A 24,590-nucleotide genomic window follows, 5' to 3' on the forward strand; every position below is an offset into this window, starting at 1 on the left:
CTCGGCCGAGGTCGCGGCGGGCCGGGCGGGCCTGTCGCCGGTGTCCGTGGCGTCCGTGCCCGGGACGGCGTCCGTCCTGGCACCGGGCTTGGCGGGCTTGGCGGAGGCGTCGCCGGCGGTGGCTCCCTCGGCCGGGTCGGTGGCGTCGGCGGCCGGGGCCGCGTCCGCCTTGGCGGCGGGCCGCTCGGACGCGTCGCCGGTGTCGTTGCCGGTGGTGCCGTCGGCGTCCTCGGCCGAGGTCGCGGCGGGCCGGGCGGGCCTGTCGCCGGTGTCCGTGGCGTCCGTGCCCGGGACGGCGTCCGTCCCGGCACCGGGCTTGGCGGGCTCGTCGGGGGCGTTGCCCTCGACGGTGCCCTCGGCGTCGGTGGCGCGGTCCGTGCCCGCGGCGGTCGCGCGGGCGGTACCGCCGGAACGGTCCGCCTCGGGCTTCCCGTCCCCGGCCTCGGCCGACTCGCCCGCGCCCTCGTCGCCCCGGGAACGCCCGGAGCGCCTGCCGCCGGCCGCGCTTACCTCCGGGTCCCCGTCCTCGGCGGGCTTCTTGTCCGGGTCGGCCGTGGCGACCCGCGCGGCGACGGAGTCCCGCACCCGCCCGTCTCCGGGAGAGGCGGCCCCGCCCTGCTCGCCGGAGCCCTGAGCCGACGCCCGGGCCTCGTCACCGGCCGCACCGCCGTCGGCGTCACCCGGCTCGGCGTCCTCCGCGCCCGAGTCGCCTTCGGCCCGCTCGGCGTCGACCGCCGTGTCCTCGTCGTCGCTCACGGCCTCGGTCCGCGTACCCGAGCCACCCCGCGTACCCGAGTCACCCACTGCGTCCCGCGCGCCGCCCGAGTCGCCCTCGGCCCGCTCGGCATCCCCAGCCGCGTCGGGCGCCTCGGTCTCGTCGGCCGTGACGGCCGCCTCGGCCGTGGCGCTGGCGTCAGTCGTGTCGGTCCTGTCCGGCGCGTCCGCGTCGGCCTCCGCGCGCTCCGCACCGGCGGGTGCGGCCTTCGCGTCCTGTCCGTCCGCGCGGACGGACAGGACGCGCGTCGCCGTGTCGACGCCGCCCCGGGCCGCAGCGGACGTCTTCGGACTCTTCGCGTCCCGCGCCACCGCGAGCCGCGGATCGGCGGACTCGCTCCTGGCCGCGGGAACCGGACCCGCGCTCCCCGACGTCGGTTCTGCCGACGACTCGCGCTGCTTCGACCTGTCGGGGGACTCGCCCGCCACCGATGCCTCCTCCTCGCGCCGCACCACCCGCGTACGCGTACCGAACCGTCTACCGCCGCCTGACACCGCACACCGGCGCTGTCCGAACCATGTACCAGTGTCCTGTGCGCGGACCAGATCCATCCGGTAGACGAGAACGACATACCTACTGGTTCCACTACGAAGCGGTCACGCACTCTCGACAGACCAATGTGAGAGGGGTCACCCTGTCATTCATCCACGCGGGGAGGCATGGATGGGCAGGAGCCGCAGAACACTTCCGGAGGAGCTTCTGCTGCTGGCGTTGGACCCGGCCACGGGTACCACTGCACAGCCGCAGTCGCTCGACCTGGGTCTGGCCGGAGCGCAGCTAGTGGAGCTGGCGCTGGCCGGACGGATAGCCCCGGACGGGGATCGTATCGCCGTGGTGGTACCACGGCCGACCGGAGATCCGACATTGGACTGCGCGTTGGAGTTGCTGCGAAGGCGCGGCGCTCCCGTACGGGCCGTCCACTGGATCGGCGGACCCCGACTGGGGCTCCGTCAGACCTACCTCTCGCACCTGGAGCGGTGCGGCATGGTGCATGCCGTGGCGGGCCAGATGTGCGGAGTGCTGCCGACGACGCGCTACCAGGCGACGGACACCGAGATCAGCCGGGAGATCAGGGCCCGGCTGGACTCCGCGATCCGCACCGGCGTACCGCCGGACCCGCGGACCGCGGCGCTCGCCGCCCTGGCCCACGCGGTCGGTCTCGGCAAGCACCTGTACCCGGGCAACGAGGGACGTTCCTCTCGCTCCCGGCTCAGGGACCTGATCAGACACGACCCCATGGGCGGCCTCGTCGCGCACGCCGTGATGGACGTCCAGAACGGCGTCGGGGCACAGCCGCGCCGCAACCCTGCCCCGCCGGGCCGCCAGGCCGCGGGCGGATCCAGGCCCGTGCCGGAACCGGCCAGGGGCGTTCCGATGCAGCCGCGCCACGGAAGCATGGCGCGCGCAGCCGTCCACTGACGGACCGCACCGAAGCGCACCGAACCGCATCACCCACGACCGGTACACCTCACGGGACCCCACGAGCCCGGTCACGGGAGCCGCTGTCCGAGCGGGGCGGCGAGAGCCGGTGCTCTCGCCGCCCCGCTCGGGCGTGCCGTGCCGAACTGGCGTGTACCCGTCGCATATCCACCGTTTCCCAGCGGTAGGAAGCACCTTGGTGGCAGTCTGCTCAGCAGCAGATACGCAAAGTAGAGGCACGCAGCCGGAGGTGCACGTCCCGTGGCGTCCAATGTCAATCCCACCGTCAGGAGGCGCCGGCTCGGCCAGGAGCTCCGCAGGCTCCGGGAGCTCAAGGGCATGACGGCCGAAGAGGTCGCCGAGCGGCTGCTGGTGTCGCAGTCGAAGATCAGCCGGCTGGAGAACGGGCGGCGCAGCATCAGCCAGCGCGACGTGCGCGACCTGTGCGGGGTCTACGAGGTCGAGGACCAGCGGATCGTCGAGTCGCTGATGCAGATGGCCAAGGACTCGCGCCAGCAGGGCTGGTGGCACGCGTTCGGCGACATCCCGTACAGCGTCTACATCGGCCTGGAGACGGACGCCGAGTCGCTGCGCGTCTACGAACCCCAGATCATCACGGGCCTGTTGCAGACCCGCGCCTACGCCGAGGCCATCATCAGGGGCGGTTCGCCCGAGGCGTCGGAGGCGGACAACGACAAGCGCGTCGAGGTCCGGCTGCGCCGGCAGGGACGTATCACCGCGGAGACGGAGCCGCTGCGGCTGTGGGTGGTGCTGGACGAGGCGTCCCTGCACCGGGTCGTCGGCAGCCGCCAGGTGATGCGTGAACAGCTGGAGCACCTCATCGAGATGTCGCAGCTGCCCCACATCACCGTGCAGGTCCTGCCGTTCGAGGTCGGCGCGCACGCGGGCATCAACGGCCAGTACTCCATCCTGGAGTTCGCGGACGCGGCCGACTCCAGCGTCGTGTACATCGAGGGCGTCACCAGCGACCTGTACCTGGAGAAGCCGCTCGACGTGCAGAAGTACACCGTGATGTACGAGCACCTGCGCGCCCAGGCGCTGAACGTGGACCAGTCCCGGCAGCTCATCGAGCGTCTGGCCAAGGACTACGCCCGCTGAGCAGCACCGGATGACGACCTTCCGGCGCGCGGGCCGCGGGATGCTACACCTCTGACACGGCTGACTGGAAGACTCCTCTGGAATATGCCATCCGGTCGAGTGAATGGCTGCTCCGAACGATGAGGCGGGCGAGTAGCGTCGATCACGCCAACCACCAGCACGGGTTGGCGTTAAACGCAACTGGCTACGGAGCGATCATGGCTATTCGTCTGGGCGCCACGGAAACGTGGACGACGTCCTCCTACACCAACAACAACGGCGCCTGCGTGATGGTCAGGTCGACCGTCGACGAGGCCCTGGAGCTCGGGGACACCAAGATCCCCGAGGGCCCCAAGCTGGCGTTCCCCGCCGACGCGTGGAGCGCTTTCGTGGCCTCGGTCAAGGCCTGAGCCTCGGCACCACAACAGCACAAGCACCACCGACCGGGCCCTCTCGACCAGCATCGCCGTCCTAGCCGAGGGGGCTCCGCTCGTGCACGCGGACGGTTGAGGAAGCTCAGTGCACGGAACGCTCAGTGCACGGAACGCTCAGCGCACCGGGAACGCCACATCGCACACCGGGTCCTCCGGCCGCGCCGAGCCCAGTCCGCGAAGTACAGCTCCCGGCAGGGACCGGCCGGGGTGAGTCCCCGTGCGGCGATCCACTCCTCGACCGCCTCGAACGCGGCCAGGATCCGCGGGTGCGCCACCTGCGCCTTGGTGATCCTGGTGTACGCCAGCCGCCCGGCCGGCTCCACCCGCACCGCCGTCTCCCGCATCCGCCCGTGCCGCTCCGCCCACCGGCGGGCGGCCGACTCGTCGGCGACCGGCACGCACGCCTCGGCCGGGCCGTCGCTCTCCATGGACACCTCGGCGTGGTAGGCGACGTAGGGCACACCGGCCACGCCCCCGCACTCCCCGGCCGCCTCCGCCAGGCGGTCCAGCGCCGCACCGATCCACGCCGGCAGTTCGTCCGCCGAAGTGTGCCGCTTCTCGGTGATCACCACCTGTGCCGGCACGTCCACCGTCTCCACCGCGAACTTCCCGTACACCCCGGAGTTCCTCCCCGGCAGCCGTCCACGGAGGTACGCGGCGAGTGTCCGCTGACCGGCCGGCCGTGCCTCGACGTCCGCCCAGGACGCGCCGAGCAAGTCCGCCGCCGCGGGGCCGTCGTCCGCCGCGAGCACCTCGGCGATCCGGGCGAGCGGCATGTCAAGCTGCCGCAGCACCGCCACGAGCCGGGCCCGTTCGGCCTGCCCGGCCCGGTAGGAGCGGTAACCGGTGACCTCGTCCACGTGCGCCGGGGCCAGCAGGCCCAGCCGGTCGTACAGCCGCAGGGCCCTGGGCGACAGCCGGGCCCGCACGGCGAACGCGCCGATGGTCAGCAGGTCCCCGTCCGGTACGTCCACGACCGCATCCTCCGTCGTCGGGCGGCCGTTCCGCCCGACGAGGAGGACGCTGCGGCCTGACCCAGGGGCAGGGTCAAGCGACAGGGCGAGGCGAAGGCCCGGGGAGGGCGGGGTCCCCGGGGGACGCGGGCGTCAGGCCAGCTGGGCCTCGACGGCCGCGACGACCTCCGGCGACTCCGGCTCGGTCTGCGGGGAGAAGCGGGCCACGACCTGCCCGTCCCGGCCGATGAGGAACTTCTCGAAGTTCCAGCGGACGTCCCCGCTGTGCCCCTCGGCGTCGGCGAAGCCGGTCAGGCGCTCGTACAGCGGGTGCCGGCCGTCGCCGTTCACCTCGACCTTCTCGGTCATCGGGAAGGTCACGCCGTACGTGGCCGAGCAGAACTCGGCGATCTCCTCGGAGCTGCCGGGCTCCTGCCCGAGGAACTGGTTGCAGGGCACGCCCAGGACCGTGAAGCCGCGCCCGGCGTACCGCTCCTGCAGCCGCTCCAGCCCGGCGTACTGCGGGGTCAGGCCGCACTTGGAGGCCACGTTCACCACGAGCACCGCCCGGCCCGCGTACTGGGACAGGTCGGCCGAGCCGCCCTGGAGGGCGCCGATCTCGACGTCGAGGGGAGAGGAAACGTTGGAAGTCGTCATGGGCAGACCCTAGCTGCGGCCGGTGCCGTGCCGGTTCTGGGCCTCCACCAGGGTCTGCCCGGCCGCCGTCCGCGCGTACAGCACCGACCGGCCCGCCCGCGTCTTCTCCACCAGCCCCGCGTCCAGCAGCACCCGCAGGTGCCGGCCCACCGAGCCGAGGCCCTGCCCGGTCACCGCCACCAGCTGGCTGGTGCTCAGGGGCGAGGCGAGCCGGATCAGCACACCGGCACGGGCGGCGCCGAGCAGTGCGCCGAGACTCGCGGGCACGGGTCTGCCGCCGGGATCGGCGAGCGCCCCGGCGCACGGGTAGACCAGGGCGTAGCGGTCCGTGCCCTCCCACGACACCCAGCCGATGCGCTGGGTGGTGATCGGCACGAACACCAGCTCCGCGCCCGAGATCTCGCGCGGCGGGTACTCGTGCGCGTTGACCTGGAGCCGGTTCTCGCCGAGCCAGCGCGTCCCCGGCCGCAGGGTGTCCAGCGCGGACGCCCATCCGCCCCTGCTCACCTGGGCGGTCCGGGCGATCACGTCGGCCTGGAGGATCCGCCGGCGGTGCGTCCAGTACGGACGCACGGCCGTCTCCCAGACGTACGTCAGCAGATCGGCGGCCCGCTCCGGCAGGTCGTCCCGCTGCAGGATCGAGGGGACCGGACCGCGCAGGGAGACGGTCAGATCGGCCCGGGCCTGCCGCGGGCACGCCGCCCGCACCCGCGCGACCGTCTGCTCGCAGGTCTCGCCGTCCCAGGGCGTCGGGGCGAGGAAGTCGGCCGTCCACTCCGTCCCGATGCCGGCGTCCACGAGCCGTGCGGTCACCGGATCCCGGGCCAGGCGCGCACGGTAGGCCGGCAGATGGGCGTCGAGCCAGCCTCGCTCGCCGGGGTGCGCGGCCCGTGCCCCCTGCAGCAGGCGCAGGCTCCCGAAGACCTCGGCGAACGGCGAGATCACGAACCGGCTCCCGGCCAGCGTGTCGGCGTTGATCTGCCACCAGCCCACGGGCGCCCTCCCGGCTGCGTCCTCGTCGTTTCGCGTGTGCGCGAAACATTAACCCCGCCCCGCGGGCCGCCCGGAGACTCCGGGCATGCGCAGTTACCGCGAACTGTTCCGCACGCCCGAGTTCACCCCCTTCTTCGTCGCCGCGTCGGCGCAGACCGTCGCCCAGACCATGGGCGGGCTCGCCCTGGGCACCCTGGTGTACCGGGCGACCGGCTCCCCGCTGCTGTCCGCGGTGAGCATGTTCGGCTCGTCGCTGGTACAGGTGGTGGGCGCCACGTTCCTGCTGTCCGCCGCCGACCGACTGCCCCCGCGCGCCGCCCTGACCGCCCTGGCCCTGTTGTTCGCCCTGGCCACCGCCGCCCTTGCCCTGCCGGGACTGTCCGTCGGGGCGCTGTTCGCGATCGTCCTGGCCAAAGGGCTGGCGGAGTCCGTCGGCGGGGGAGTGCGCTGGGGCCTGCTGAACGAGATCCTCACCAAGGAGGGCTACCTGCTCGGCCGGTCGGTGTTCAACATGATGAGCGGCCTCATGCAGATCGCCGGATACGCCACCGGCGGCACCCTCGTGGCTCTGCTCTCCCCGCGGGCGTCCCTGCTGGTGGCCGCCGCCCTGTACCTCTCGGCGGCCGCGACCCTGCGCCTCGGACTGACCGTCCGGCCGCCCCGGACGTCGGGCCGCCCCTCGGTGCGGGCGACCTGGCACGCCAACGCCCTGCTGTGGTCCTCACCGCCCCGCCGCCAGGTCTACCTGGCCGTGTGGATCCCCAACGGCCTGGTCGTCGGCTGCGAATCCCTCTACGTCTCCTACGCCCCCGAGTCCGCCGGCACCCTGTTCGCCTGCGCCGCGCTGGGCATGCTGGCCGGGGACGTCCTGGTGGGCCGCCTGCTGCCCCCGGCCCTGCGCCGGCGCCTCGGCTTCCCCCTCCTGCTGCTCCTGGCCCTCCCGTACGTGCCGTTCCTGCTGCTGCCGCCCCTGCCGCTGGCGGCCGCCGCCGTGACGCTGGCCTCGGTCGGCTTCGGCGCCAGCCTGGTCCAGCAGGAACGCCTGGTGGAGCTGACCCCCGACGGCATGACGGGTCACGCGCTCGGGCTGCACTCGGCCGGCATGCTCACGATGCAGGGCGTGGCGGCGGCCCTGGCCGGCTCGGTCGCCCAACTGACCTCCCCGGCAGCGGGGATGACGGCGATGGCCGCGGCCTCGGCGGTCGTGACGCTGCTGCTGATGGCGGCGGACGGACGGACACGGCGGCGGACGGTACCGGTGCCGGGCTGACGGGAGGCGGTGCCCTAACTCCGGTCGGCGGAACCGCCGTCGGGAAGACGGTCCTCTGCGACGCCGTCTCGGACGGAGCCGTCTCCCACGGCACTGTCCGCCAGGGAGCCGTCCTGCTCGGCGCTGTCCTCGGGGACCTGGCCCTCGATGAGGCGCTCGGCGATGTCGTCGGCCCACTCCTGGGCCCAGCGGCGCAGCCCGGCGACGTCCTCCGGCTCGACGCCCTCCGCGACGAACGCCCGGTCGTCGAGCCAGTCCGTGCCGGTGAGCCGGGCCTGCAGGTCGGTCGGATCGAAGGTGTCCGGGGCGTGGCGGCGGGCGAGTTCCTCCAGCTCCGGGTGGCTCCAGCGGGAGGAGACGGCGTGGACGTGCACGAGGTCGCGGGCGAGGCCGTGATCGGCGAGATCACGCACCCGGATGCCGGCGAGGTCCTCCAGCGACAGAGCCGGCCCGAGCCCGGTCGGCACGGGGGGGCGCCAGAGCACCTCCTTGCGCAGGGAGACCCCGCACTCCTGCCCGGTCACCGCGTCCGTCACGAGGAAACTCGCGGACAGCGGATCGCTCTCCAGCGTCCGCACGAGCCAGCCACGCGCCACGAGCCCCGTCCGTACGGCACCGGCGATGTCGTCCATTCCGGCGGGATGCTCGGTGGCGACGTCCACCTCGACCCCACCGCGCCCGGCGAGCCCATGAGCCACCATCCCGTACCCCCCGGCCAGGACGAGCCCGTACGCCTCCCCGACCGCCAGCACATCACCGACGAGCCGAAGACAGGGCTCGGGGGCGTCGGCGGGGAGGGACATGCCCCGATTATCCAACGGGGCGGCAGCCGGCTTCCCCCGGACCAACCCGGACGGGTGACACACCCGGCTGCCGACCGGGGGCGGGGAACTGCGCACGGGCAGGGGGCCGGGACGGTGGAACGCCGCGAACGACGCCCACTCAGGGGCGCGGGGAACTGCGCGACCAGCCCCCACCCCGCCGCACAGCCGCACGAGCCCGAGCCACCCCCCGGGCCCTCACCCACAGGCCGCGCTACACCCCATGGGAGGCGACGCCGCCCCTCCCACCCCCGCGCCGCCCGGCGATCAGCCACACACTCCGCGCCACGGCCCACACCACCAACCCGGCGGCGACCGGCGTACCGAAGACGACGAGGAGCCCGGCCCCGATGTTCGCCCCGACGACCCCCGCCGTCAGGATCCGCCACCCCACCCCGGCCATGAGCCCGACGACCACGAGGGGCCCGACGACACTCCACCAGCGCGGATCCAGCACACCCCGCCGCACACCCCGCACCAGCACCACCGCACCGACCGCCACGCCCACCAGGGCGATCCCCCCGACGACCGCGGCCACCCCGTCCCCCACACCCCAGGGCTGAAACGCGTAGTCGAGCTCACTGGCAGGCAGCCCCTCGTGGTCCTGCCGCCCCGTCAGCCCCCAAGCGGCGACAGGCACTCCACCCACGACCGCAGCCCCGGCAGCAACCATTCCCCGTGTCTTCATGCACCCAGCATCACCGCCCCACCGCCCCCGGTCATGAGCACGCGTACTCAGGTGCCACGTCGAGACGGTGCAACCGATGTCCAGCCGGCACCTCTCCACCCCGTCCGGCAGGCACGGCGGCGCACGAGGCCGCCATGCGCCGCCCTTCCCTTCAGCCCCCGGTCCGCGGCAGCAGCGATACGATCCTCTGACCGTTGCGAGCGATCAGCACGTCCTCGTAGAGGAGCAGTTGGGGCGAGTCGGCCGACCCCGGACTTGCCTTGCCGATGTCGGCGTGGCCGCTCCACACCTGCTCACCCGTCAGCAGATCCAGCGCCGAGAGGTCCCCGGTGTCGTCGGCGAAGTACACGACACCCTGCCGCTCCGACACCACGGGGGACACGGCCCGCACGAACTCCTCCCGTCCTGGCACCTCCACGCCCGCGGGGCGCGTCCACAGACTCCTGCCCTCCGACAGGGAGAAGACCGAGGCTTCGCCCTGCCGCGACAACGAGATCACGCGGTCACCGGCGACCTCCAGCGCGGCCAGCGGCCCCACCCGGTAGGGCCACGAGGTCTGCTTCCCGGACCCGCTGACGGTGATCAGCCGCAGGTTCTTCCCGGCCCCGCCCTTCGACGCGACCAGCACCAGGCGGCCCCCCGAGGTACCGACCAGCTCCGGCCTGCCGTCCAGGGTCGTCACCTTCGTGGCGCGTCCCGTCGCCGGATCGAGCCGGAGGACGTCCGTGTCGTGAGGCTCCTCGGTGTCCCGCGTGCACAGCAAGTGGGGCACACCGCTCACCACGGCCCGCTGGCACGCTGTCCCCTTGGCCCAGGTGTGGCGCCACTTCTGCACGCCGGTGTGCGGGTCGAGGGCCGACATGGTTCGGGTGCCCGGCGTGTTGGCCAGTACCGCGCCGTCCATGAGCATGGCGGCCTGTTCGGTCCGGTCGTCCTGGGGCATCTCGGTCTTCCACAGCACCTCACCACTCGCGGCGTCCACGGCGATGAGATCCGTGCCGCCCGCGTAGTCGCCGTCCGGAAGGTTCTGCGCGGTGTGATTCCGGTAGGCGTAGACGACCCCGTCGCGCGCAGCGAAGGGGTGATCGAACCCGTCGCCGTCGCGGTTGACCGCGACGGTCCACTGCCGCTTGCCGGTGCCGGCGTCGAACTTCGCCACGTCGTACCGCGACCCGGCGCAGTACAGCGCGGCGCCGTCGACGAGGCAGCCCCGTTCACCCGCTCCCCGGATCTCCCCCTGCCAGGGCTTCCAGCCGTCGGGGGGAGTCGCCGGCTGCGTGGCCGCCGGGTGCGCGGGCCGTTCACGCTCACCCGCGCCACCGTCCCCCAGCCCGAACACCGCCCCGGCCGTGATCGCGGCGACGGCGACCGTCGCTCCCGCGGCCTGCGAGAAACGCCGCCGGCCGCGCCGCCGCACCACCCGCTCGACCAGATCGCCGGGCGCCCGCACCCCGTCCAGGTCGACCGCGTGCAGCGCCTCCCGGACCTTCGCCTCCACCTGCTCCGTGGTCATCCCCGGACCTCCTTCGGCGTGTAGCTGAGCGACTGGACCTGCTGCCCGGGCCCCTCCGGACCGAGTTCCGGCACGAGGGCGCGGAGTTTGGCGAGCGACCGGTGCGCCGTACTGCGCACCGTCCCGACCGGACACCCCAGCAGCGCCGCGACCTCGCCCTCCGGGAGGTCCTCGAAGTACCGCAGCACGACCACGGCCCGCTGCCGCTTGGTCAGCCGCCCGAGCGCCGCCCACAGGGCGATCCGCACCTCGGAACCCGACCCGGCGTCGGTGTCCGTGGCGGTGTCGGGCAGCACGGGCACCGTCGTCTCCGCGCGATGCCTGCGCAGCCGCCAGCGGTTGACCTGCTGGCGGTACATGACCTGCCGGACGTACGCCTCGTGCTGCTCGATGCGCGCCCACCGCCCGTACACCTTCATCAACGCGATCTGCAGCAGATCCTCGGCGGCATGCCGGTCCCCTCCGGTCAGCAGCACCGCGAGCCGCAGCAGCGCGGTGGACCGCATCGCCACGAACTCCCGGAACTCCTCAAGCTCAGAGCCCTTCATCGACCCTCCCCTTCTCGAACGATCACGACGGGGTGAGGGGGGTGTGGCTATCCCTGGGAGGCGAAGGTTGTGCACCGCATCGGATGGTCATGGCTGCTTTCGGTGTCTCGATGGGTGTGGAGCGTGCCTTCGCCCACCTGCAGCGGTTCCGTCGCTGCGGATCCGCCGACCGGTCGCCGTTCAGCGCCGCCACTCGTAGGCGCCCGGCGACGTTCGGAGGACCTCACTCGGCCACTCCCGCCGCACCAACCGAGCAGCTTCCGCTGGCCGTCGATCCATCCGTCCTCAAGGGACAGGGGAAGGAACACAGAGATGCTGGAGCGAGCCACGTCCTCAACGTGCACGGCGGGGGTTCCGTGTTCTTCGTCGAGCGCCTGGAGCCGGATCTCAGGGCTACGGTCGCCGTCCATCCAGCAGACATCGCGGCCCGTGGCAAGCACATCCAAGGCGCGCGACCAGCCGTCCAGGTCGTTGGGAAACAGGGACAGGCCCAGTCGTCCGGTCACGAAGCTGCTCTCGACGAGTACCTCGGCGTCAAGCGGGTCGTGCAGCGGCAGCACTCCCGGCATACGGCGACCCAGCACACGCACCCGGAAGCTGTTGTCGCCATCCGAGAGATGGATCAGATCCACCGCGCACCCCCTACTCCTCACCCTTCGACGGTCACGGCCCATCCTGTCGGTCGAGCTCTTCCACCACCATCGAGTGGTCGGCCGGCGTTCTGTCAGGAGTTTCCAGGAGGCAGCCTGCAAGGACATCCTCCTGGGCTCTTCCACGACCTGCTGCACAAGGGCGACACATGGCCCTGACGGCAGGGCCGGCACGCGGGAGCTGATGACGCGGATGGGATACGGCAACCCCTGGGACGTGTCATGACTCCGAACACGACGAAAGGCCAGCCTGGGAGGAGAATCCTCCTGAGCTGGCCCTTCCTGCTGTGCCCCCGGCAGGATTCGAACCTGCGACCCCGCTTTAGGAGTTCGATCCGGGTCCGCTCCGGCTGCGGCTGTCGACTGGTGCGACGGCCGGGCGGAGGTGCTGCTGTACGTCCCCGTCCGGAGTCGTTGATGTCAGCCGTAGATGTCAGGAGCCGTCTGACCATAGCTGCACAGAGATCGGCCAATAATGGTCATACCGGCCGCCGGGAAGGTCGTGAGGGCCCGTGTCGAACGCTGCGGGTTGTTGAGGTTGCCGTACTTCACTGCTGTACGCCCCTACTCGAGTTGACTGACAAGCACCCTCCGGGCACCCTCCTGGAACAAGTGGCCAGTTTCGACGAATTCATCCCAAGATTCATCGATTCGGTCTTGGTGGTCCTGAGTGAAGTCGACAGCATCGCCCCCCTCACCAAGCGTTGCGCGAAGACGCAACAGTTTGTGGAAAACCCGCCCTGACAGCTCGATCATGTTCGTTGGCCCAAGTACGGCAACCTGGCTGGACACGTTGTTCAGTTCGTCGATTGCTTGACCAAGAGATTCCAGTTCGCTTCTCCAATGCGGGCCAGGTGTGTTCCGTATCGCTGTGTCAGCGGCTCGCTCAACAGCTTGATTGGCAGCGATGAACGCGCTGTACGCTGCTTGGCGCTGCTCCCTGAGCCAATGGCCATGCTCTGCCAACGCCTGATCTTTGACTTGTTGACGTGTGGCCTCAGCTGTCTTCTCCGCTCCCACCTTGGCACCGCGAACAGCACCGATTGCCCCTGCCACTGCTCCGCCAAGCGCGCCGGCCATGCCCGCAAGACCGGCGATCAGAGCTGCTACCCCTTGGTCCATGCGGTAAAGGATCTACCACCTGACACGTACCGTGTGCACCGAAGTCGGCTACCTCGCATCAGGTGAGCAAGGAACGTCTTCTAGCCCTGGGTGTTGTCGGGGATCTTGGCGACCCTGCGTTTTTGCTGGTGAGGGGCGATGGGATCGACCGCCTGGTGGGTTGTGTCCCGCGTCGTGGTGTAGGCGATCAAGCTTTGCACGTTCCGGTACGAGACCGCCGGCGATCTCCGCAGAGGTGGCAGTCCACAAGGCGCCCTGCTGAGGCGAGTTGAGCGCCCGGTCCGGTGGAGCCACCTTCCCCGACCTGCGGATTCCGGCGCCTTGATCGGCTACACCACTCGGCAGGACACCATCGCCTGGTGGTCGTCGTTGGTCGTCATTGGCCACTGTCGACCGGCCGCGGACGGCCCAGGGACGGCCCAGCCAACACCGTCATGAGCGTCGGCCTATCGCATTGCGTAGTGCCTCGAACCAACCCATGACGAGCCACCTCAACCGCCAGAACCAGCCTCTCCGCCTGCCCTGTTGCTGCGGTTCTGGAGGCGCCGGCATGCGCGGAAGTCGGGGAGGAGTAGAGACACGTGGGCTTCGGCTTCGTCGACCTCCACCACCGTGCAGATGGCAGTAGCCGTTCCATCCGGCCGTGTTTCCGCACGCTCGCCCCTGCCGTGTCACCCCAGCGCAACGCCCCATGAAGCGAGTCTGGCAGAGCATGTGCAGGGAGGGTGCGGCTGTGGGGCAACTGCTCCAAGAGCTGCTGCGTTTCGCCCAGGAGCCATCAGCTTGGGGAAGCTGCGGGCATTTGGGGCGGATAGGGCTGCTGAACTGGGCGTCCGCCCGACACTAGGTCTCATCGTCCCTGGTCGCTCCCCCGTGGTTGCCCGCTGTTCCCCGCTCCATCTGGTGCGCTTGTGGTGCGTCGGCTGTGTCCTGACCTGGTGCCGTCGGCTCGTCGGCTCCCCATACAGATCGGCGCGGAGACGCTCCTTGGCCGCTTCATGGCGTGGGCCGTAGTCCACGAAGATCTCGCTCAGCGTCTTGTCGAGCGTTCTGGAGATCGCGTAGATCGGCGATCAGATGGCGCGGTCATGCACGATCCCCTGAAGGTCGTCGGACTGGAACATGACCTGGTGAAGCCAGTCCGACAGCACGAACGCTTGATCGCGCGTGAGCCTGATGGTGATCGCTTCCTCGTCCACACTCTCAACCTGGCTGCCTCGACTGGCGGTGTCGTGAGCCGGCGCTGCCGTGAAGACGTGACGACCCGTCACCGCTTCAATTGCGTCATGATCGGCTAGGTCCGGTAAATGCGTCGCGCTCCTGCCAAACTCTGTCCATGGACGCAGGGTTGGCAGCAGTACTGGGCGCTCTCGCAGGGGCCGTTGCAACGACGGCGGCGGCACTCGCTACGGGATGGTCCGCGCGGGAACAAGCGAAGATCACAGCGCGCGGTGAGCACCGGCGACAACGGCGCGACGCCCGGCAGGCGGTCTACGAAGAGTTCATAGCCACGGTCAGGGAACAGATGGCTCACGCCAGTCCCTTGTTTGAAGAATCCCCGCCAGAAGACCAGGAAGAGTTGGATCGACACCTCCAATCATCGGGAGTTAGGGATTCTGCTTCACTGCTGACCGATGCCTACAGACTTCATACTGACGCCTTGAAGGTTCTTACCCGCGTCCAATTAGCTGGCCCTAAAGACGTGACGACAACTGCCAAGTCTGTCTGTAACCGTTCTTTCGCTCTGACTTCCTCGTTGGTGTCACTTATCAGTACGCCTCGCGAAGGAGATGCACTCCGGAGATCTTTCCGTCAGGCCGAGGAACGCTTACTGAAACTAGATATGGGGCTGGATGCATTCATCGATGCCGCACAGGCTGCCTTGGATGACGACGGCACGACAGTGTGATCACCATTCCCGCGAGTCACCGCAGCCGGGGACCCACTTGCCGCTGGCGCTCGCCCGCCAGTGGCCATGGCAATACGGCGGTGGCGTTGCCAGACACTGCGGGTACTCGCAGTAGAGGGCCCAGGCGGCGTTTGGAAGCCGTCCGGGACATTGTCGGGGGCGACAAGTCAGGGTCAGTACCTCTGGACGCCTAGGTACCGCCCTACGGGCTGCGTTGCCTTTAAGAGTTCGATCTACCCTCGTCTTGGTCCCGAACTCGCCTCGGGCACAGTGCCGGACGCGGTTGCCGCGTGTCGCTGCCGTCCACGCTCGTTGACGCAGCGTTGGATATCAGCGGAACAGCTTGGGCACCGGGCAGGCTTCCAAAGACCCGTCCAGCCGGTCGGCCCAGCGCCACCAGATATGCCGACCGGCACACCCCCAGAGCAACCGGCAGGCGCGCCGGCCATCGTCCTCCCGCGCGGAGAGGGCAAAGCCGCCCGCCTTCATGGGCTGGCTGCACTCAGGACAGTCCGGAGCGAAGTCGGTCATGCGACGCACCCTAACCGAGCGACCTCTTCGTCCCGAAGCAACTTGGGTGGGGGTGCTGCCTTGGGCTGGCGCGCTTCTCACCTGCATTGATGGTCCGCAGACGTCCGCGCTCGTCCGCCGGTGTTCGTCGGCGTTGTCACCCAATTCGACACTCACCGGGCACAGGTTCGTGTTCGCCCAAGCCTGGCTCTCGGTACGCCGCTAGGCGGGTCTTCCATTCCAGTCGTCCAGGTGGTCGCGCGCTACGTCAAGGAACTTCGCGATCGCATTCGAAGCAGCTCCGACGGAGGCTGCTACCTCGCGGTACCGGATCAGGGGGCCTTCCGTCATGATCACGAGATCGTCGCTGTCTACTGACATGAAGGGGCTGCTTTGGACCAGTCCGACGTAGCTCTCCAGGTCACCCAGCGCGTTCCCGCACTTCTCAAGCACTGCATACGCCTCTTCGGCGACGACCTGTGGGCCGGCGAGTCGTACGCGGATCGCGGCATCGCCCATCGGATCGAGTTGAGCCAAAAGGTCCTGTAGGGAGGGGATGGCGCCGCGACGCTCGTCTTCCCCGATGCTTTGGCTGTACGCCCCGACTGAGTTGGCGGCGTCTTGTATCTGACTTACCGACAGACGAGCAGCCTTGGCGAACTCCTGATACGAGTCCATCCGGGTCTGCCGAACGGACATGCCGTAGGCATCGGCTCCTGATTTCGCGGCAGCACCCACGGATCCTCGGCTGGCGGAACGGGCGGCGGCAACGGTGGCCACCCCTCCCACCAGGGCACCAGCCACGCCAGCAATGGCGGCGATGAAGGCTGTGTTCATGGCCTCAGAGGCAAGTTGCATAGCTATCACAGGTCTGGCTCCAGTGCCCTGAGGTGCTCTATGTGTGCGAAGCGCACGCTACAGCCGCACTCCGTCCCCTGTAGAGGGCGTGATCTCGCCACTCAGGCGCAGTGGGCGGCACGTTCTGATCCGTAGCTCTATTTGGATCGGTCGACAGCGGTCATCACGGTCATCCGGGAGTCCCCAAAGTGGGGTGCATGACGTAGTCGTTGGTGAGGTTGCGGTACTCCGCTGCTGTACGTCCGGCAGGTTTCGCATCGAATTTTTCACGCTCAACGCGTGACAGTGGGATCGCTTGCGTCATCTAAGTGTGCACGCTTCTTCAATCGCTTTTGCCACACAAGTAGAGAACGCATCACCAACGGCCATAAAGAACTGAATGTAATCTTCCAGGTCTGTCGAAGTCGGCTTGACCGAATAGTCGCCGTGCGCAATCAGGTTTCTCTTGTTTACGATCTCGGCCAGCTTTATATCAACCCGCACACTGAGCCCTGCACCCTGAAGGTGCGATGTTGCATCGTCGACAATATCGTCAATGCCAATCAACGCAAATGATTCGCGCAAAACATCCGGCTTCAAGCTTGTCATCTGACGCGCCAAGATTTTCGACGAAATCACTTGCGGATCAATGGATCGCTCTTGATCCCACAGGGCTGAGAATGCCGTAAACAACTTCCGTGTCCTATTAACACGGTCAGCCCCTGGCGGCAACGAGGAAATCTCTTGAATTCTATCCCGAGTGAATAGCTCGAGAAATGCAGGAGGTACTTTACGGGCAGGAGGGCGTACGGCACAGACCTCGTCGACGTACTCGCTTAGTGCACCCTTTGCGAAACCCTCGAAGTGGGCCACCAAGAGGACGAGACAAGCACGGTGCACTGCATTTTCCAGCTGAATCGCCTCATCGGTCCTCCGAATGAGGGGAGAATGCGGGCGGACCGCCAATAGGTGATTAAGTTCGGCGGTACTGTTGATGAAATCATCGTACGCGGCGAGCTTGGTTGGCATTTATCGCGCACTCTCAAGCTCTTCGTGCAGGGAACAAGAAATTCCCCGCTCGGCCAAACCGATCGAGAATCTGGAAACTCGATAGTGCATGCGGGATCGGTCGGCGGTCGCACGACCGATTGAGAAGAGAAATTCCTCGTCCTTCAGCAGCTCTTCCCGCAGCTCCCGGACACGCTGCGGCGCTGCACGAATGGCTGCACGGTCCGCGTGAGCGAAGGAGATCATAACCGCATCAAAGAGTGCCTTATTCATTCCAGGAGCAGGCCTTCCATTGGGCGCCGGAAGCCTAAAGGCTGAGTCTCCGAAAACTTCGGCCACTGTACGACAGACGTCCGCAAAAAGATCCATTTCTCCTTGCTCGGGGACGCGTGCGCGATTTTCTCGCATGTAGCCATTGAGCAGTTGGCGGAGAGGAGGGCGATATTCCACAACGGTGCTATGGAGGGAGAAGAAGCGCAGGACGAGCTCTTCAAACTCCATTCGCCTATTTCGGATACCGCTGAGAATTCCTGTAAAGTAAGGAAGGTCGGCCGTGCGCCTCAGGAAGTCATTCAGGTCCCCTCTATAGATACAGTTCCTGAGTTCTTGTGAGCCGAGGCGTGCAGAGCCAGTGTTCAGACGCTCAAATACATCGAATTTGATGTCAGGGTCAGAGTCCTCAGTGATCACGATGCAGCGAATTGTTCTACCGCTGAGACGTCGCTGATCGCGCACCGTTAGGTCCGAGAAGAACTTTCCCTCTAGCTCGGACAGGACCGGAATTCCCTTGAGCTCGAATTTACCCTCAAGGTAATTGCTGATCGTCGTGATCCGCTGCAATCCATCAATTACTTCGTATGCCCCATCTTCATTCTCGGCGAAGTAACATACGGGCACCGGGATATTGAGGAGTAGGCTTTCGATCAGCCTGCTTGCCTTGGCCCTGTCCCACACATATTGGCGCTGGTATTCGATATTGAGAAGCAGACGGTCTTTCTTGATGTCATCGACCAGGGTCCCGACGGAGAGATCGTATGGTTGCGTGACGAGGCGACGTTCTCGGTTACCGAGATTCAGTGGTTCTCGTTGATCTACCGTGACGTCCTCTTCGACGTCATCGTCAAACAAGGTCTGATCCTCGGTCATATCGCTCCTCGTTCTTGATCCGATACTTAGCGTAGCGTGACCTACGTGTCGTATCCATACGTTTGAGTGGGACAGCTCGAGTGGGACAGACCTCTAAGGTCGGCGGAGCGGCTTTGGGCAGGAGCTGCCATGGGGCGAGTGATCATGGCCCCGTAAGCTGATGGCGAGTCGGGCAGTCTGTGGACCTGCCCGTTAAAGCACGACGTTGGGGCCATGATCTTCGAGGCTCGCCCCATGGTGGCTGCCTAAAGCCGTGGAGCCGACCGCCCCAGCCACAGAGGGTGTCTCCCCATTCGTGCCCGCAGCTCGTGAGCGCGCCGCCGGGCGCGGCCAGCCGGGGCGGAGACAGGAGGCAGGCCGCGCCGCAGAGGCGGCGCGCGCCCGCGCCGTGCGCGGGCCTTGAACCAGTAGAGAAAGTTGTAACTCAGTCGGTCGGCTGGGGCTGTCCGGTCCCGGTAGATGCTTGACACTTCGGTCCCAGCTGATGGTTGACAGTGGCCGCGTTCACCTGGGATTAGACGGACGGCTGAGGCTTGAAGTCGTGTGCGCAGGGCGGTAGTTCGATCTGCCGGTGGGCCATCGGTAGGAAGATCACTGGTCGGATCGTCCATGTGATGCGGGTGCTGGCGTAAGTCAGAGAGACCGTGCAGGGTTCCATGCGTAAGAGGGCTCGTCGCGTGTCGATGCGGCCGTCATAGAGCCAGGCCCAAGCCTCGTCGGAGGCGTCCGGGTCGAGTGCTGGTGAGATGGTGCGCAGGGCGACCGCTACCCATCTGTCCGCCTGTGGTGCCGAGTAGGCGTCGAAGGATGCCCGGAGTGCCGGCCACCCTGTCTCGTCGTTGACGTCTTGCGTCCAGCACTCGCACCAGAAGCCTCGCCGGGGCTTGTCCATCAGCACGGGTGACCTCCGGGCTGAGCGTCCGTGAAGAGTTCCGCGGTGACGGTGTAGCCGCTGTGGCTGCCGTGGACGACGACCCGGTGTGCGATGACGCTGACCATGCCCAGGCCGCGACCGTGTACTGCGTCCTCGCTCGGCCGCTCGACCTTCGGGGCCGTGCCCATCCCTCCCTCGTCGGTGACCGACAGAGCCACCACCTTCGGGGAGACCGCGAGAGCCAGGTGGAAGCTGCCTTCCCCGCCGCTTGCCGTGTGGAGGATCGCGTTCGCGCTCAGCTCGCTCACGATCAGTTCGGCGTCGTCGGCCAGGGGAGATCCCCGCAGGATGTCCCGCGTCCAGCGGCGGGCCCGGCTCACCTCTTCCGGAAAACCTGGGCAAGTTAGTCCCCAGACCCGGGCGGTGCTCGTATACTCGTGCATACAAGTTCCTTCGTGCTGGTAGGCCGCCATGTGCAGCGGGTTCGGGCTAGACGAGTTTCACGCCGTCGTGGGCGCGGATGGCCGGCGGGGATACCGCGTCGAGTGCGTCCAGGACGCGGATCGCGTAGGCCTCGTCGGCGAGTTCGATGACTTCTTCGCGGGTGGCCCAGCGCAGTGCGCGAGTCTCGTCCCCGGTCGTGGGCGTGCCGTCGGCGGCCTCACAGCGGAAGACCATGGAGACGATCAAGCCCTTCATGTTCTTGTAGATCCCGGTCAGGGTCGCGGGAAGCGCGATCTTGATGCCGGTCTCTTCGAGGATTCCGCCTGGGGGTTCCCAGTGGCCGTTGTCGCGGCGCTTGATCAAGAGGGCTCGGTCCTGGTCGTCGACGATGACTCCGGCGACACTCACGGAGTGCGGACGGTCGGTGCTCACGTTCCTCTGCCCTCTCGGATGGCTAGGCTCTCCACCGTAGCAACAAAGCTCGCCCACTCGTCTAGATACCTAAAGGAGTACACGTGCCCTCTCTTTCCTCCGGCCTCCTCGGCGACCTCGATCCGACGAGCGACCGTGCGGTCTTTCGGCAGATCGCCGACCAGCTGCGCGAGGCCATCGACCGTGGGCGATTCAAGGAGGGCGAAAAGCTGCCTTCGGAAGCGGAGCTTGTCGAGCATTACGGGGTTTCCCGTATGACGGTTCGAAACTCCTTCTCCGTCCTCCAGGGCGAGGGCCTGGTGCACGCCGAGCACGGCAAGGGTGTCTTCGTGCGACCACGCCCGCCTGTACGGCGTCTCGCTTCCGACCGGTTCGCCCGGCGTCATCGCGAGCAGGGGAAGTCCGCGTTCATCGTGGAGGCCGACGCCGCCGGCAGTCACCCGCAGGTGGACAGCCTGGAGGTCAAGGAGGAGAAGGCCAGTCAGGACGTCTCCACCCGGCTTGGGTCCGTGCGGCGGGTGCTGGCCCGGCGTCGCCGGTATCTGCTGGACGGGCGGCCGGTGGAGTTCGCCACCTCGTATCTGCCGCTCGACATCGCGCGCGGGACGCCAATCGCCGAGCCGAACCCCGGGCCCGGTGGCATCTACGCCCGGCTTGAGGAGCTGGGGCACCGTCTCGACCACTTCGAGGAAGAGATCCGTGCCCGGATGCCCTCGCCCGATGAGGTGCGGACGCTGCGGTTGGCCTCTGGCGTGCCGGTCATTCACCTGATCCGGACCGCGTTCGACCAGGAGGGGCGGGCCGTGGAGGTCTGTGACACGGTCATGGCGGCGGACGCGTACGTCCTGTCGTACCAGCTCCCGGCGACGTGAGCGCCTGATCGGTGGTGGTGCGCGGGGCTGTCTGTCCGAACTCGTACACCCCAACAGGCTTACTCGTATAGACGAGTGGGCAAGTTGTGTGGCAAGGTGGTCGTCGTTCCCGGAGATCGGGTTCGATCACCGCATCTTGTATAGACGAGTAGATGGGAAGAAGCCTTGCGCACCATCCGTGTAGAGACCTCCGCCGCAACGATCCTGCTGACCGAGGCGCCCGAGCCCAAGGTCCGCGACCGGCAGACTGGCGAGATCGCCAAGGACGCCACCAGCGGTGAAGCCCTGATGACCATGGGCGTCGTCTACCTGGAGGACGGCGAGTCCTCGCTGATCAAGGTCACCGTTCCTGAGAGTGGAGTCTCCGAGGGGCTGACGCTCGGTGCTCCGGTCTCGCTGCCGGGGCTGGTGGCCCGTCCGTGGGAGAGCGTCTTCAACGGGCAGCAGCGGCACGGCATCGCGTTCCGCGCCGCTGCGGTGACTCCGGCCGCGTTCCCGGCCGCCTCCGGGGCCGCTGCCTGATGACTGATCTGACGACGCTCCTGGAGGTGGGTGGTCCTGTCGCCGCACTCGGCGGCGGGGCCGCCTACGCCCGGGCCAAGCATCCCGGGGTGTACTGGTCCACGTTCGGCCTGCCGATATCCACAGCCCGGCTGCTCAGCTCGTACGGCTCGGTCATGGAGGCCTGCGGCCTGACTGTGGCTCCGTCCCGGCTGCGGATGCTGGCGGTCAAGGCCACCACTCGCCGTGAAGTTCGTCCCGTACCGCCGCGCCGGGGCATCATCCGCCCCACCTCGACCGGGCTTCGGCTCCGTCTGCGCCTCGCTCCGGGACAGGAACCGGCCGACGTCGCCGCCTCGGCGGAACGGCTGCGGCACGCCTGGGGCGTTCACGCCGTGTATGTGACCACGGTCAAGCCCGGTGTGGTGGAGCTACGGCTGGTGGGCTTCGACGTGCTGCGGCAAGTACGGATGCCGCGCAAGGTGGACGCTGGGTTCCTTCAGGTGCCGGTGGCCCTTCGGGAGGACGCCATGCCGTTCATACGCGACTACCGGACCGTGCCTCACCAGCTCACCCTCGGTGCGACCCTGTCGGGCAAGTCCATGTACCTGCGGCACCTGATAGCCGGTCTCGCCCCTCAGCCGGTCGCCCTGGTCGGCATCGACTGCAAGCGCGGAGTGGAGCTGGCGCCGTTCGCCTCCCGCCTCTCCGCGCTGGCGACCGAACCGCACCAGGCCGCCGAACTGCTGCCCGTGCTGGTGAAGGAAATGGAGGATCGATACGACCTGATCAAGGCCCGGCAAGGCATCGCTCCGGACACCCCGGCCGAGGAGATCACTTCCGACTTCTGGGGACTGCCCGAGTATGAACGCCCGGTCCCAGTCGTGCTGTTCGTCGACGAGGTCGCTGAAATCTTCCTCGTCGCCACCAGGAAGGACGAGGAGCGGCGGGACGAGATGGTCACCCAGCTCATCCGGCTCGCCCAGCTCGGCCGAGCGGCCGGCATCTACCTGGAGGTCTGCGGGCAGCGCTTCGGCGCCGAGCTGGGCAAGGGCGCCACGATGTTGCGAGCCCAGTTGACCGGTCGCGTCTGCCACCGCGTCAACGACGAAGCCTCCGCGAAGATGGCGCTCGGCGACATCGCACCCGAAGCGGTCTCCGCCGCCTGCGCCATCGCCCCTGAACGACCCGGCCTTGCCGTGGCCGGTGACACCTCCGGCGGCTGGTCCCGCATCCGCACGCCGTACCTCTCCCTCGGCGAGGCCGCCGAGACCTGCCGCGAGACCGCACATCTGGTCCCCGACCTGCCCGCACTCAAGCCCTTCCGGCCCGACGTGCCCGTACGGCCCGTCGAGACGCCGGGCCCGGCCGTGCGGCCCCGACCGGTGACCGACTGACCCGCGCCACCACTCAACCCCGGTCGGCGAGACCGTCTCACGCCACGTCCCTACCCCTCCCATGCCTGAATCCGGAAGGAGCCGCATCATGCGCGCCCAATTGGCCCGCGTTGACGCGGTGCTCATCCAAGCCGTCATCGCCGCCGCGCTGTCCTTCGCCCACCTGCACGACGTCGCCTCGGCGGCCGGACAAGACGGGTGGAAGGCGTGGGCCTACCCGATCAGCGTTGACCTGCTGCTCGTCGCCGCCTGGCGCCGACTGCGCTCCGGGGAGGCGAAAGCGGCCGGGTGGTGTTGGTTCCTGGTCGCACTTGCCGCGTCCCTCGGCGCGAACGTCGCCACCGCCGGACTGCTCGATCTGGACCACGTCCCGGCCTGGCTGCGCATCCTGGTGGCGGGCTGGCCCGCGGTTGCCTTCCTCGGCGGAACCCTCCTGGTCCACTCGCCGCCGGCATCGCATGACGAGACCACTGACTTCGTGGACGAACAGGAACCCGAGGACGTCGAGGACCAGGAGCACGCGCCCGATCCCGCCCCAGACCCCCCGACGCCACCGGCGGCCGACCCGGCACCGGCCCCACCGTTGACCCCGCCTCCGGTCGCAGTCCCGGTCGCCCTAGTCGAGCACGCCCGCAAAGTCGCCGCCGAGCACCACACCCGCACCGGAACGGCCATCGACACCCCGACCCTGCGCGCACGCCTCGGCGTCCCGCCGCCCATGGCCGAAGCCATCGCAGCCCAACTCACCTGACCAGCAAAGGGAGATCATGCCGCTCTTCTGCTTCAACACGGCCGCCGACTACCTCTCAGCGGCCCGCGAGATGGCCGTCAGTGGTCGGACGGCGCTCGCCCGGCTCCTCGCCGAAGAAGCCGCCGACCGCACTCCGGATCCGGAAGAAGCCGCCCGGATCCTGCGCGACTTCCCCCGCCCCAGCCCGCGACAGGAGGACTGACCATGCCCGCACCGAAGCGCTTCCGCCACGTCAGCCGCATCGGCCCCGTCCAGGTCGGCACGTACTACGACGGCCGAGGCCAGGAGAAGCACACCGCCGCCTGCACCGCTCCGCGCTGCGGCTTCTCCACCGACTACGACAGCCGCGCCGCCGCCGAACTCGCCGCCCGCACCCACCGCTGCCCCGCCCGTTGAAAGGACCCCGAAAAACGTGACCGTCAGCCTGCCGCTTGTCGTCGTCCTCGGCTTCTTCGCCTGGGGAGCAGTCAGGTTCCTCGGCGTCCGCGTCTGGATCGTCGTCCTGATCGCCCTTTTCGGCTTCTGGCTTTCCCGCACCTTCCTCGCCCCCGCCATCGAGTCCGGCACGCGCTCCGGCGTGACCGTCATAAACGGCTCACACGCCTAGACGAGTAGATAAGGAGACCACCCGTGTTCCTCCCGAAGTACCCCGACAGCCCGACACCGCCGCCCGCGCACACCCACACCGCGACCGAGGCGGCGCCCGTACGGCGCTCACTCCCGTCGGTCTCCGTCGATCACAAGACCGTCGTGGCCCTGGTCGTCGGCGGGGTCGTCCTCACCGCGCTCTTGGCCGCCGTAGCCGTCACGGCCATCTCGGTGGCCGTCGCCGCCGTCGTCCTGCGCTCCATGCTCCGCGACCACCACCGCCGCTGAACCGCGCCAGGGCTCCGGGGCGGCGGCACACGACCAAGCATTACGCCGCCCCGGCGCCGGTTCCTCCCGACCGAGCCAGCCAGAAGGAAAAC

The 24,590-nt window shown here is 68.5% G+C and carries 29 protein-coding genes and 2 pseudogenes; 13 read left to right on the forward strand and 18 right to left on the reverse strand.

Annotated elements, in window-relative coordinates; all coding sequences use genetic code 11:
• A pseudogene (locus Q5694_RS33335) lies at nucleotides 1–1,203 on the reverse strand (hypothetical protein); the annotation flags it as partial.
• 235 nt (nucleotides 1,204–1,438) lie between these two features.
• Here Q5694_RS33335 and Q5694_RS33340 point away from each other — a divergent pair.
• From Q5694_RS33340 to Q5694_RS33350, 3 genes are all read left to right on the forward strand, one after another.
• Complete coding sequence (locus Q5694_RS33340; RefSeq protein ID WP_333937262.1) at nucleotides 1,439–2,194, forward strand: GOLPH3/VPS74 family protein; 756 nt, start codon at nucleotides 1,439–1,441, stop codon at nucleotides 2,192–2,194.
• A 261-nt stretch (nucleotides 2,195–2,455) separates the two neighbouring features.
• Nucleotides 2,456–3,313 carry a helix-turn-helix domain-containing protein gene (locus Q5694_RS33345; RefSeq protein WP_333937263.1) on the forward strand — a complete coding sequence of 286 codons (858 nt, stop codon included), beginning with the start codon at nucleotides 2,456–2,458 and terminating at the stop codon, nucleotides 3,311–3,313.
• Between the two features lie 197 nt (nucleotides 3,314–3,510).
• Nucleotides 3,511–3,702, forward strand: coding sequence for a DUF397 domain-containing protein (locus Q5694_RS33350; protein ID WP_102912542.1), 192 nt, complete (start codon nucleotides 3,511–3,513; stop codon nucleotides 3,700–3,702).
• A 138-nt stretch (nucleotides 3,703–3,840) separates the two neighbouring features.
• Here the strand turns inward: Q5694_RS33350 and Q5694_RS33355 are convergent.
• The 3 genes and pseudogenes from Q5694_RS33355 to Q5694_RS33365 all read right to left on the reverse strand — a co-directional run bounded on the left by Q5694_RS33355 (nucleotide 3,841) and on the right by Q5694_RS33365 (nucleotide 6,329).
• Nucleotides 3,841–4,700: pseudogene (locus Q5694_RS33355) on the reverse strand (MerR family transcriptional regulator).
• A gap of 132 nt (nucleotides 4,701–4,832) precedes the next feature.
• Nucleotides 4,833–5,336 (reverse strand): glutathione peroxidase, encoded by a 504-nt coding sequence (locus tag Q5694_RS33360; RefSeq protein ID WP_333937264.1) that lies wholly within the window; start codon nucleotides 5,334–5,336, stop codon nucleotides 4,833–4,835.
• A gap of 9 nt (nucleotides 5,337–5,345) precedes the next feature.
• Nucleotides 5,346–6,329: an ArsR/SmtB family transcription factor gene (locus Q5694_RS33365; protein ID WP_333937265.1), complete on the reverse strand. Its 984-nt coding sequence runs from the start codon at nucleotides 6,327–6,329 to the stop codon at nucleotides 5,346–5,348.
• Nucleotides 6,330–6,414: 85 nt separating this feature from the next.
• Between Q5694_RS33365 and Q5694_RS33370 the strand changes: the two genes are divergently transcribed.
• Nucleotides 6,415–7,599, forward strand: a complete 1,185-nt coding sequence (locus Q5694_RS33370; protein WP_333937266.1) for an MFS transporter — start codon at nucleotides 6,415–6,417, stop codon at nucleotides 7,597–7,599.
• 14 nt (nucleotides 7,600–7,613) lie between these two features.
• Here the strand turns inward: Q5694_RS33370 and Q5694_RS33375 are convergent, their stop codons facing one another.
• From Q5694_RS33375 to Q5694_RS33405, 7 genes are all read right to left on the reverse strand, one after another.
• Nucleotides 7,614–8,402 carry a hypothetical protein gene (locus tag Q5694_RS33375; RefSeq protein WP_333937267.1) on the reverse strand — a complete coding sequence of 263 codons (789 nt, stop codon included), beginning with the start codon at nucleotides 8,400–8,402 and terminating at the stop codon, nucleotides 7,614–7,616.
• A gap of 232 nt (nucleotides 8,403–8,634) precedes the next feature.
• Entirely contained in the window at nucleotides 8,635–9,108 is a 474-nt protein-coding gene (locus Q5694_RS33380; RefSeq protein ID WP_333937268.1) for a hypothetical protein, read from the reverse strand.
• A 151-nt stretch (nucleotides 9,109–9,259) separates the two neighbouring features.
• Nucleotides 9,260–10,621 carry a PQQ-binding-like beta-propeller repeat protein gene (locus tag Q5694_RS33385; RefSeq protein ID WP_333937269.1) on the reverse strand — a complete coding sequence of 454 codons (1,362 nt, stop codon included), beginning with the start codon at nucleotides 10,619–10,621 and terminating at the stop codon, nucleotides 9,260–9,262.
• The gene (locus Q5694_RS33390) at nucleotides 10,618–11,169 is read right to left on the reverse strand and encodes a SigE family RNA polymerase sigma factor (RefSeq protein ID WP_333937270.1); all 552 of its coding nucleotides are present in this window, start codon (nucleotides 11,167–11,169) and stop codon (nucleotides 10,618–10,620) included. The genes Q5694_RS33385 and Q5694_RS33390 overlap by 4 nt, the downstream gene beginning before the upstream one ends.
• A 47-nt stretch (nucleotides 11,170–11,216) precedes the next feature.
• Complete coding sequence (locus Q5694_RS33395) at nucleotides 11,217–11,801, reverse strand: DUF5959 family protein (protein ID WP_333937271.1); 585 nt, start codon at nucleotides 11,799–11,801, stop codon at nucleotides 11,217–11,219.
• A gap of 582 nt (nucleotides 11,802–12,383) precedes the next feature.
• Complete coding sequence (locus tag Q5694_RS33400) at nucleotides 12,384–12,941, reverse strand: hypothetical protein (protein ID WP_333937272.1); 558 nt, start codon at nucleotides 12,939–12,941, stop codon at nucleotides 12,384–12,386.
• Nucleotides 12,942–14,014: 1,073 nt separating this feature from the next.
• Entirely contained in the window at nucleotides 14,015–14,140 is a 126-nt protein-coding gene (locus Q5694_RS33405) for a hypothetical protein (protein ID WP_333937273.1), read from the reverse strand.
• 137 nt (nucleotides 14,141–14,277) lie between these two features.
• Here Q5694_RS33405 and Q5694_RS33410 point away from each other — a divergent pair, with 137 nt between their 5' ends.
• The gene (locus tag Q5694_RS33410; RefSeq protein ID WP_333937274.1) at nucleotides 14,278–14,850 is read left to right on the forward strand and encodes a hypothetical protein; all 573 of its coding nucleotides are present in this window, start codon (nucleotides 14,278–14,280) and stop codon (nucleotides 14,848–14,850) included.
• A 330-nt stretch (nucleotides 14,851–15,180) separates the two neighbouring features.
• Here the strand turns inward: Q5694_RS33410 and Q5694_RS33415 are convergent, their stop codons facing one another.
• The 7 genes from Q5694_RS33415 to Q5694_RS33445 form a co-directional block, all read right to left on the reverse strand.
• Nucleotides 15,181–15,381 (reverse strand): dehydrogenase, encoded by a 201-nt coding sequence (locus Q5694_RS33415; RefSeq protein ID WP_333937275.1) that lies wholly within the window; start codon nucleotides 15,379–15,381, stop codon nucleotides 15,181–15,183.
• Nucleotides 15,382–15,582: 201 nt separating this feature from the next.
• The gene (locus Q5694_RS33420) at nucleotides 15,583–16,197 is read right to left on the reverse strand and encodes a hypothetical protein (protein ID WP_333937276.1); all 615 of its coding nucleotides are present in this window, start codon (nucleotides 16,195–16,197) and stop codon (nucleotides 15,583–15,585) included.
• Nucleotides 16,198–16,518: 321 nt separating this feature from the next.
• Complete coding sequence (locus Q5694_RS33425) at nucleotides 16,519–17,226, reverse strand: MAE_28990/MAE_18760 family HEPN-like nuclease (RefSeq protein WP_333937277.1); 708 nt, start codon at nucleotides 17,224–17,226, stop codon at nucleotides 16,519–16,521.
• Nucleotides 17,227–18,351, reverse strand: a complete 1,125-nt coding sequence (locus Q5694_RS33430; protein ID WP_333937278.1) for a DUF262 domain-containing protein — start codon at nucleotides 18,349–18,351, stop codon at nucleotides 17,227–17,229.
• Between the two features lie 514 nt (nucleotides 18,352–18,865).
• A complete protein-coding gene (locus tag Q5694_RS33435) occupies nucleotides 18,866–19,249 on the reverse strand; it encodes a hypothetical protein (protein WP_443040988.1) in 384 nt (127 codons plus the stop codon).
• A complete protein-coding gene (locus tag Q5694_RS33440; protein WP_333937299.1) occupies nucleotides 19,243–19,668 on the reverse strand; it encodes an ATP-binding protein in 426 nt (141 codons plus the stop codon). Before Q5694_RS33440 ends, Q5694_RS33435 begins: the two co-directional genes overlap by 7 nt.
• Before the next feature lie 46 nt (nucleotides 19,669–19,714).
• Nucleotides 19,715–20,077 (reverse strand): NUDIX hydrolase, encoded by a 363-nt coding sequence (locus Q5694_RS33445; protein ID WP_333937300.1) that lies wholly within the window; start codon nucleotides 20,075–20,077, stop codon nucleotides 19,715–19,717.
• Nucleotides 20,078–20,184: 107 nt separating this feature from the next.
• On the opposite strand from Q5694_RS33445, the gene Q5694_RS33450 reads away from it, so the two are divergent.
• The 8 genes from Q5694_RS33450 to Q5694_RS33485 all read left to right on the forward strand — a co-directional run bounded on the left by Q5694_RS33450 (nucleotide 20,185) and on the right by Q5694_RS33485 (nucleotide 24,498).
• A complete protein-coding gene (locus Q5694_RS33450; RefSeq protein ID WP_020274970.1) occupies nucleotides 20,185–20,973 on the forward strand; it encodes a GntR family transcriptional regulator in 789 nt (262 codons plus the stop codon).
• 165 nt (nucleotides 20,974–21,138) lie between these two features.
• Entirely contained in the window at nucleotides 21,139–21,495 is a 357-nt protein-coding gene (locus tag Q5694_RS33455; protein WP_053670612.1) for an SCO3933 family regulatory protein, read from the forward strand.
• The gene (locus tag Q5694_RS33460) at nucleotides 21,495–22,871 is read left to right on the forward strand and encodes an FtsK/SpoIIIE domain-containing protein (protein ID WP_333937279.1); all 1,377 of its coding nucleotides are present in this window, start codon (nucleotides 21,495–21,497) and stop codon (nucleotides 22,869–22,871) included. Before Q5694_RS33455 ends, Q5694_RS33460 begins: the two co-directional genes overlap by 1 nt.
• Before the next feature lie 88 nt (nucleotides 22,872–22,959).
• Complete coding sequence (locus Q5694_RS33465) at nucleotides 22,960–23,622, forward strand: DUF2637 domain-containing protein (protein ID WP_333937280.1); 663 nt, start codon at nucleotides 22,960–22,962, stop codon at nucleotides 23,620–23,622.
• A 16-nt stretch (nucleotides 23,623–23,638) separates the two neighbouring features.
• Nucleotides 23,639–23,824 (forward strand): hypothetical protein, encoded by a 186-nt coding sequence (locus Q5694_RS33470; RefSeq protein ID WP_333937281.1) that lies wholly within the window; start codon nucleotides 23,639–23,641, stop codon nucleotides 23,822–23,824.
• A gap of 2 nt (nucleotides 23,825–23,826) precedes the next feature.
• Nucleotides 23,827–24,018 (forward strand): mobile element transfer protein, encoded by a 192-nt coding sequence (locus Q5694_RS33475; RefSeq protein ID WP_333937282.1) that lies wholly within the window; start codon nucleotides 23,827–23,829, stop codon nucleotides 24,016–24,018.
• 16 nt (nucleotides 24,019–24,034) lie between these two features.
• Complete coding sequence (locus tag Q5694_RS33480; RefSeq protein ID WP_102910781.1) at nucleotides 24,035–24,229, forward strand: hypothetical protein; 195 nt, start codon at nucleotides 24,035–24,037, stop codon at nucleotides 24,227–24,229.
• A 23-nt stretch (nucleotides 24,230–24,252) separates the two neighbouring features.
• Nucleotides 24,253–24,498, forward strand: a complete 246-nt coding sequence (locus Q5694_RS33485) for a SpdD protein (protein ID WP_333937283.1) — start codon at nucleotides 24,253–24,255, stop codon at nucleotides 24,496–24,498.
• Nucleotides 24,499–24,590 lie beyond the last annotated feature (92 nt).

Source organism: Streptomyces sp. AHA2 (assembly GCF_036857595.1).
In the GTDB taxonomy this organism is placed as follows: domain Bacteria; phylum Actinomycetota; class Actinomycetes; order Streptomycetales; family Streptomycetaceae; genus Streptomyces.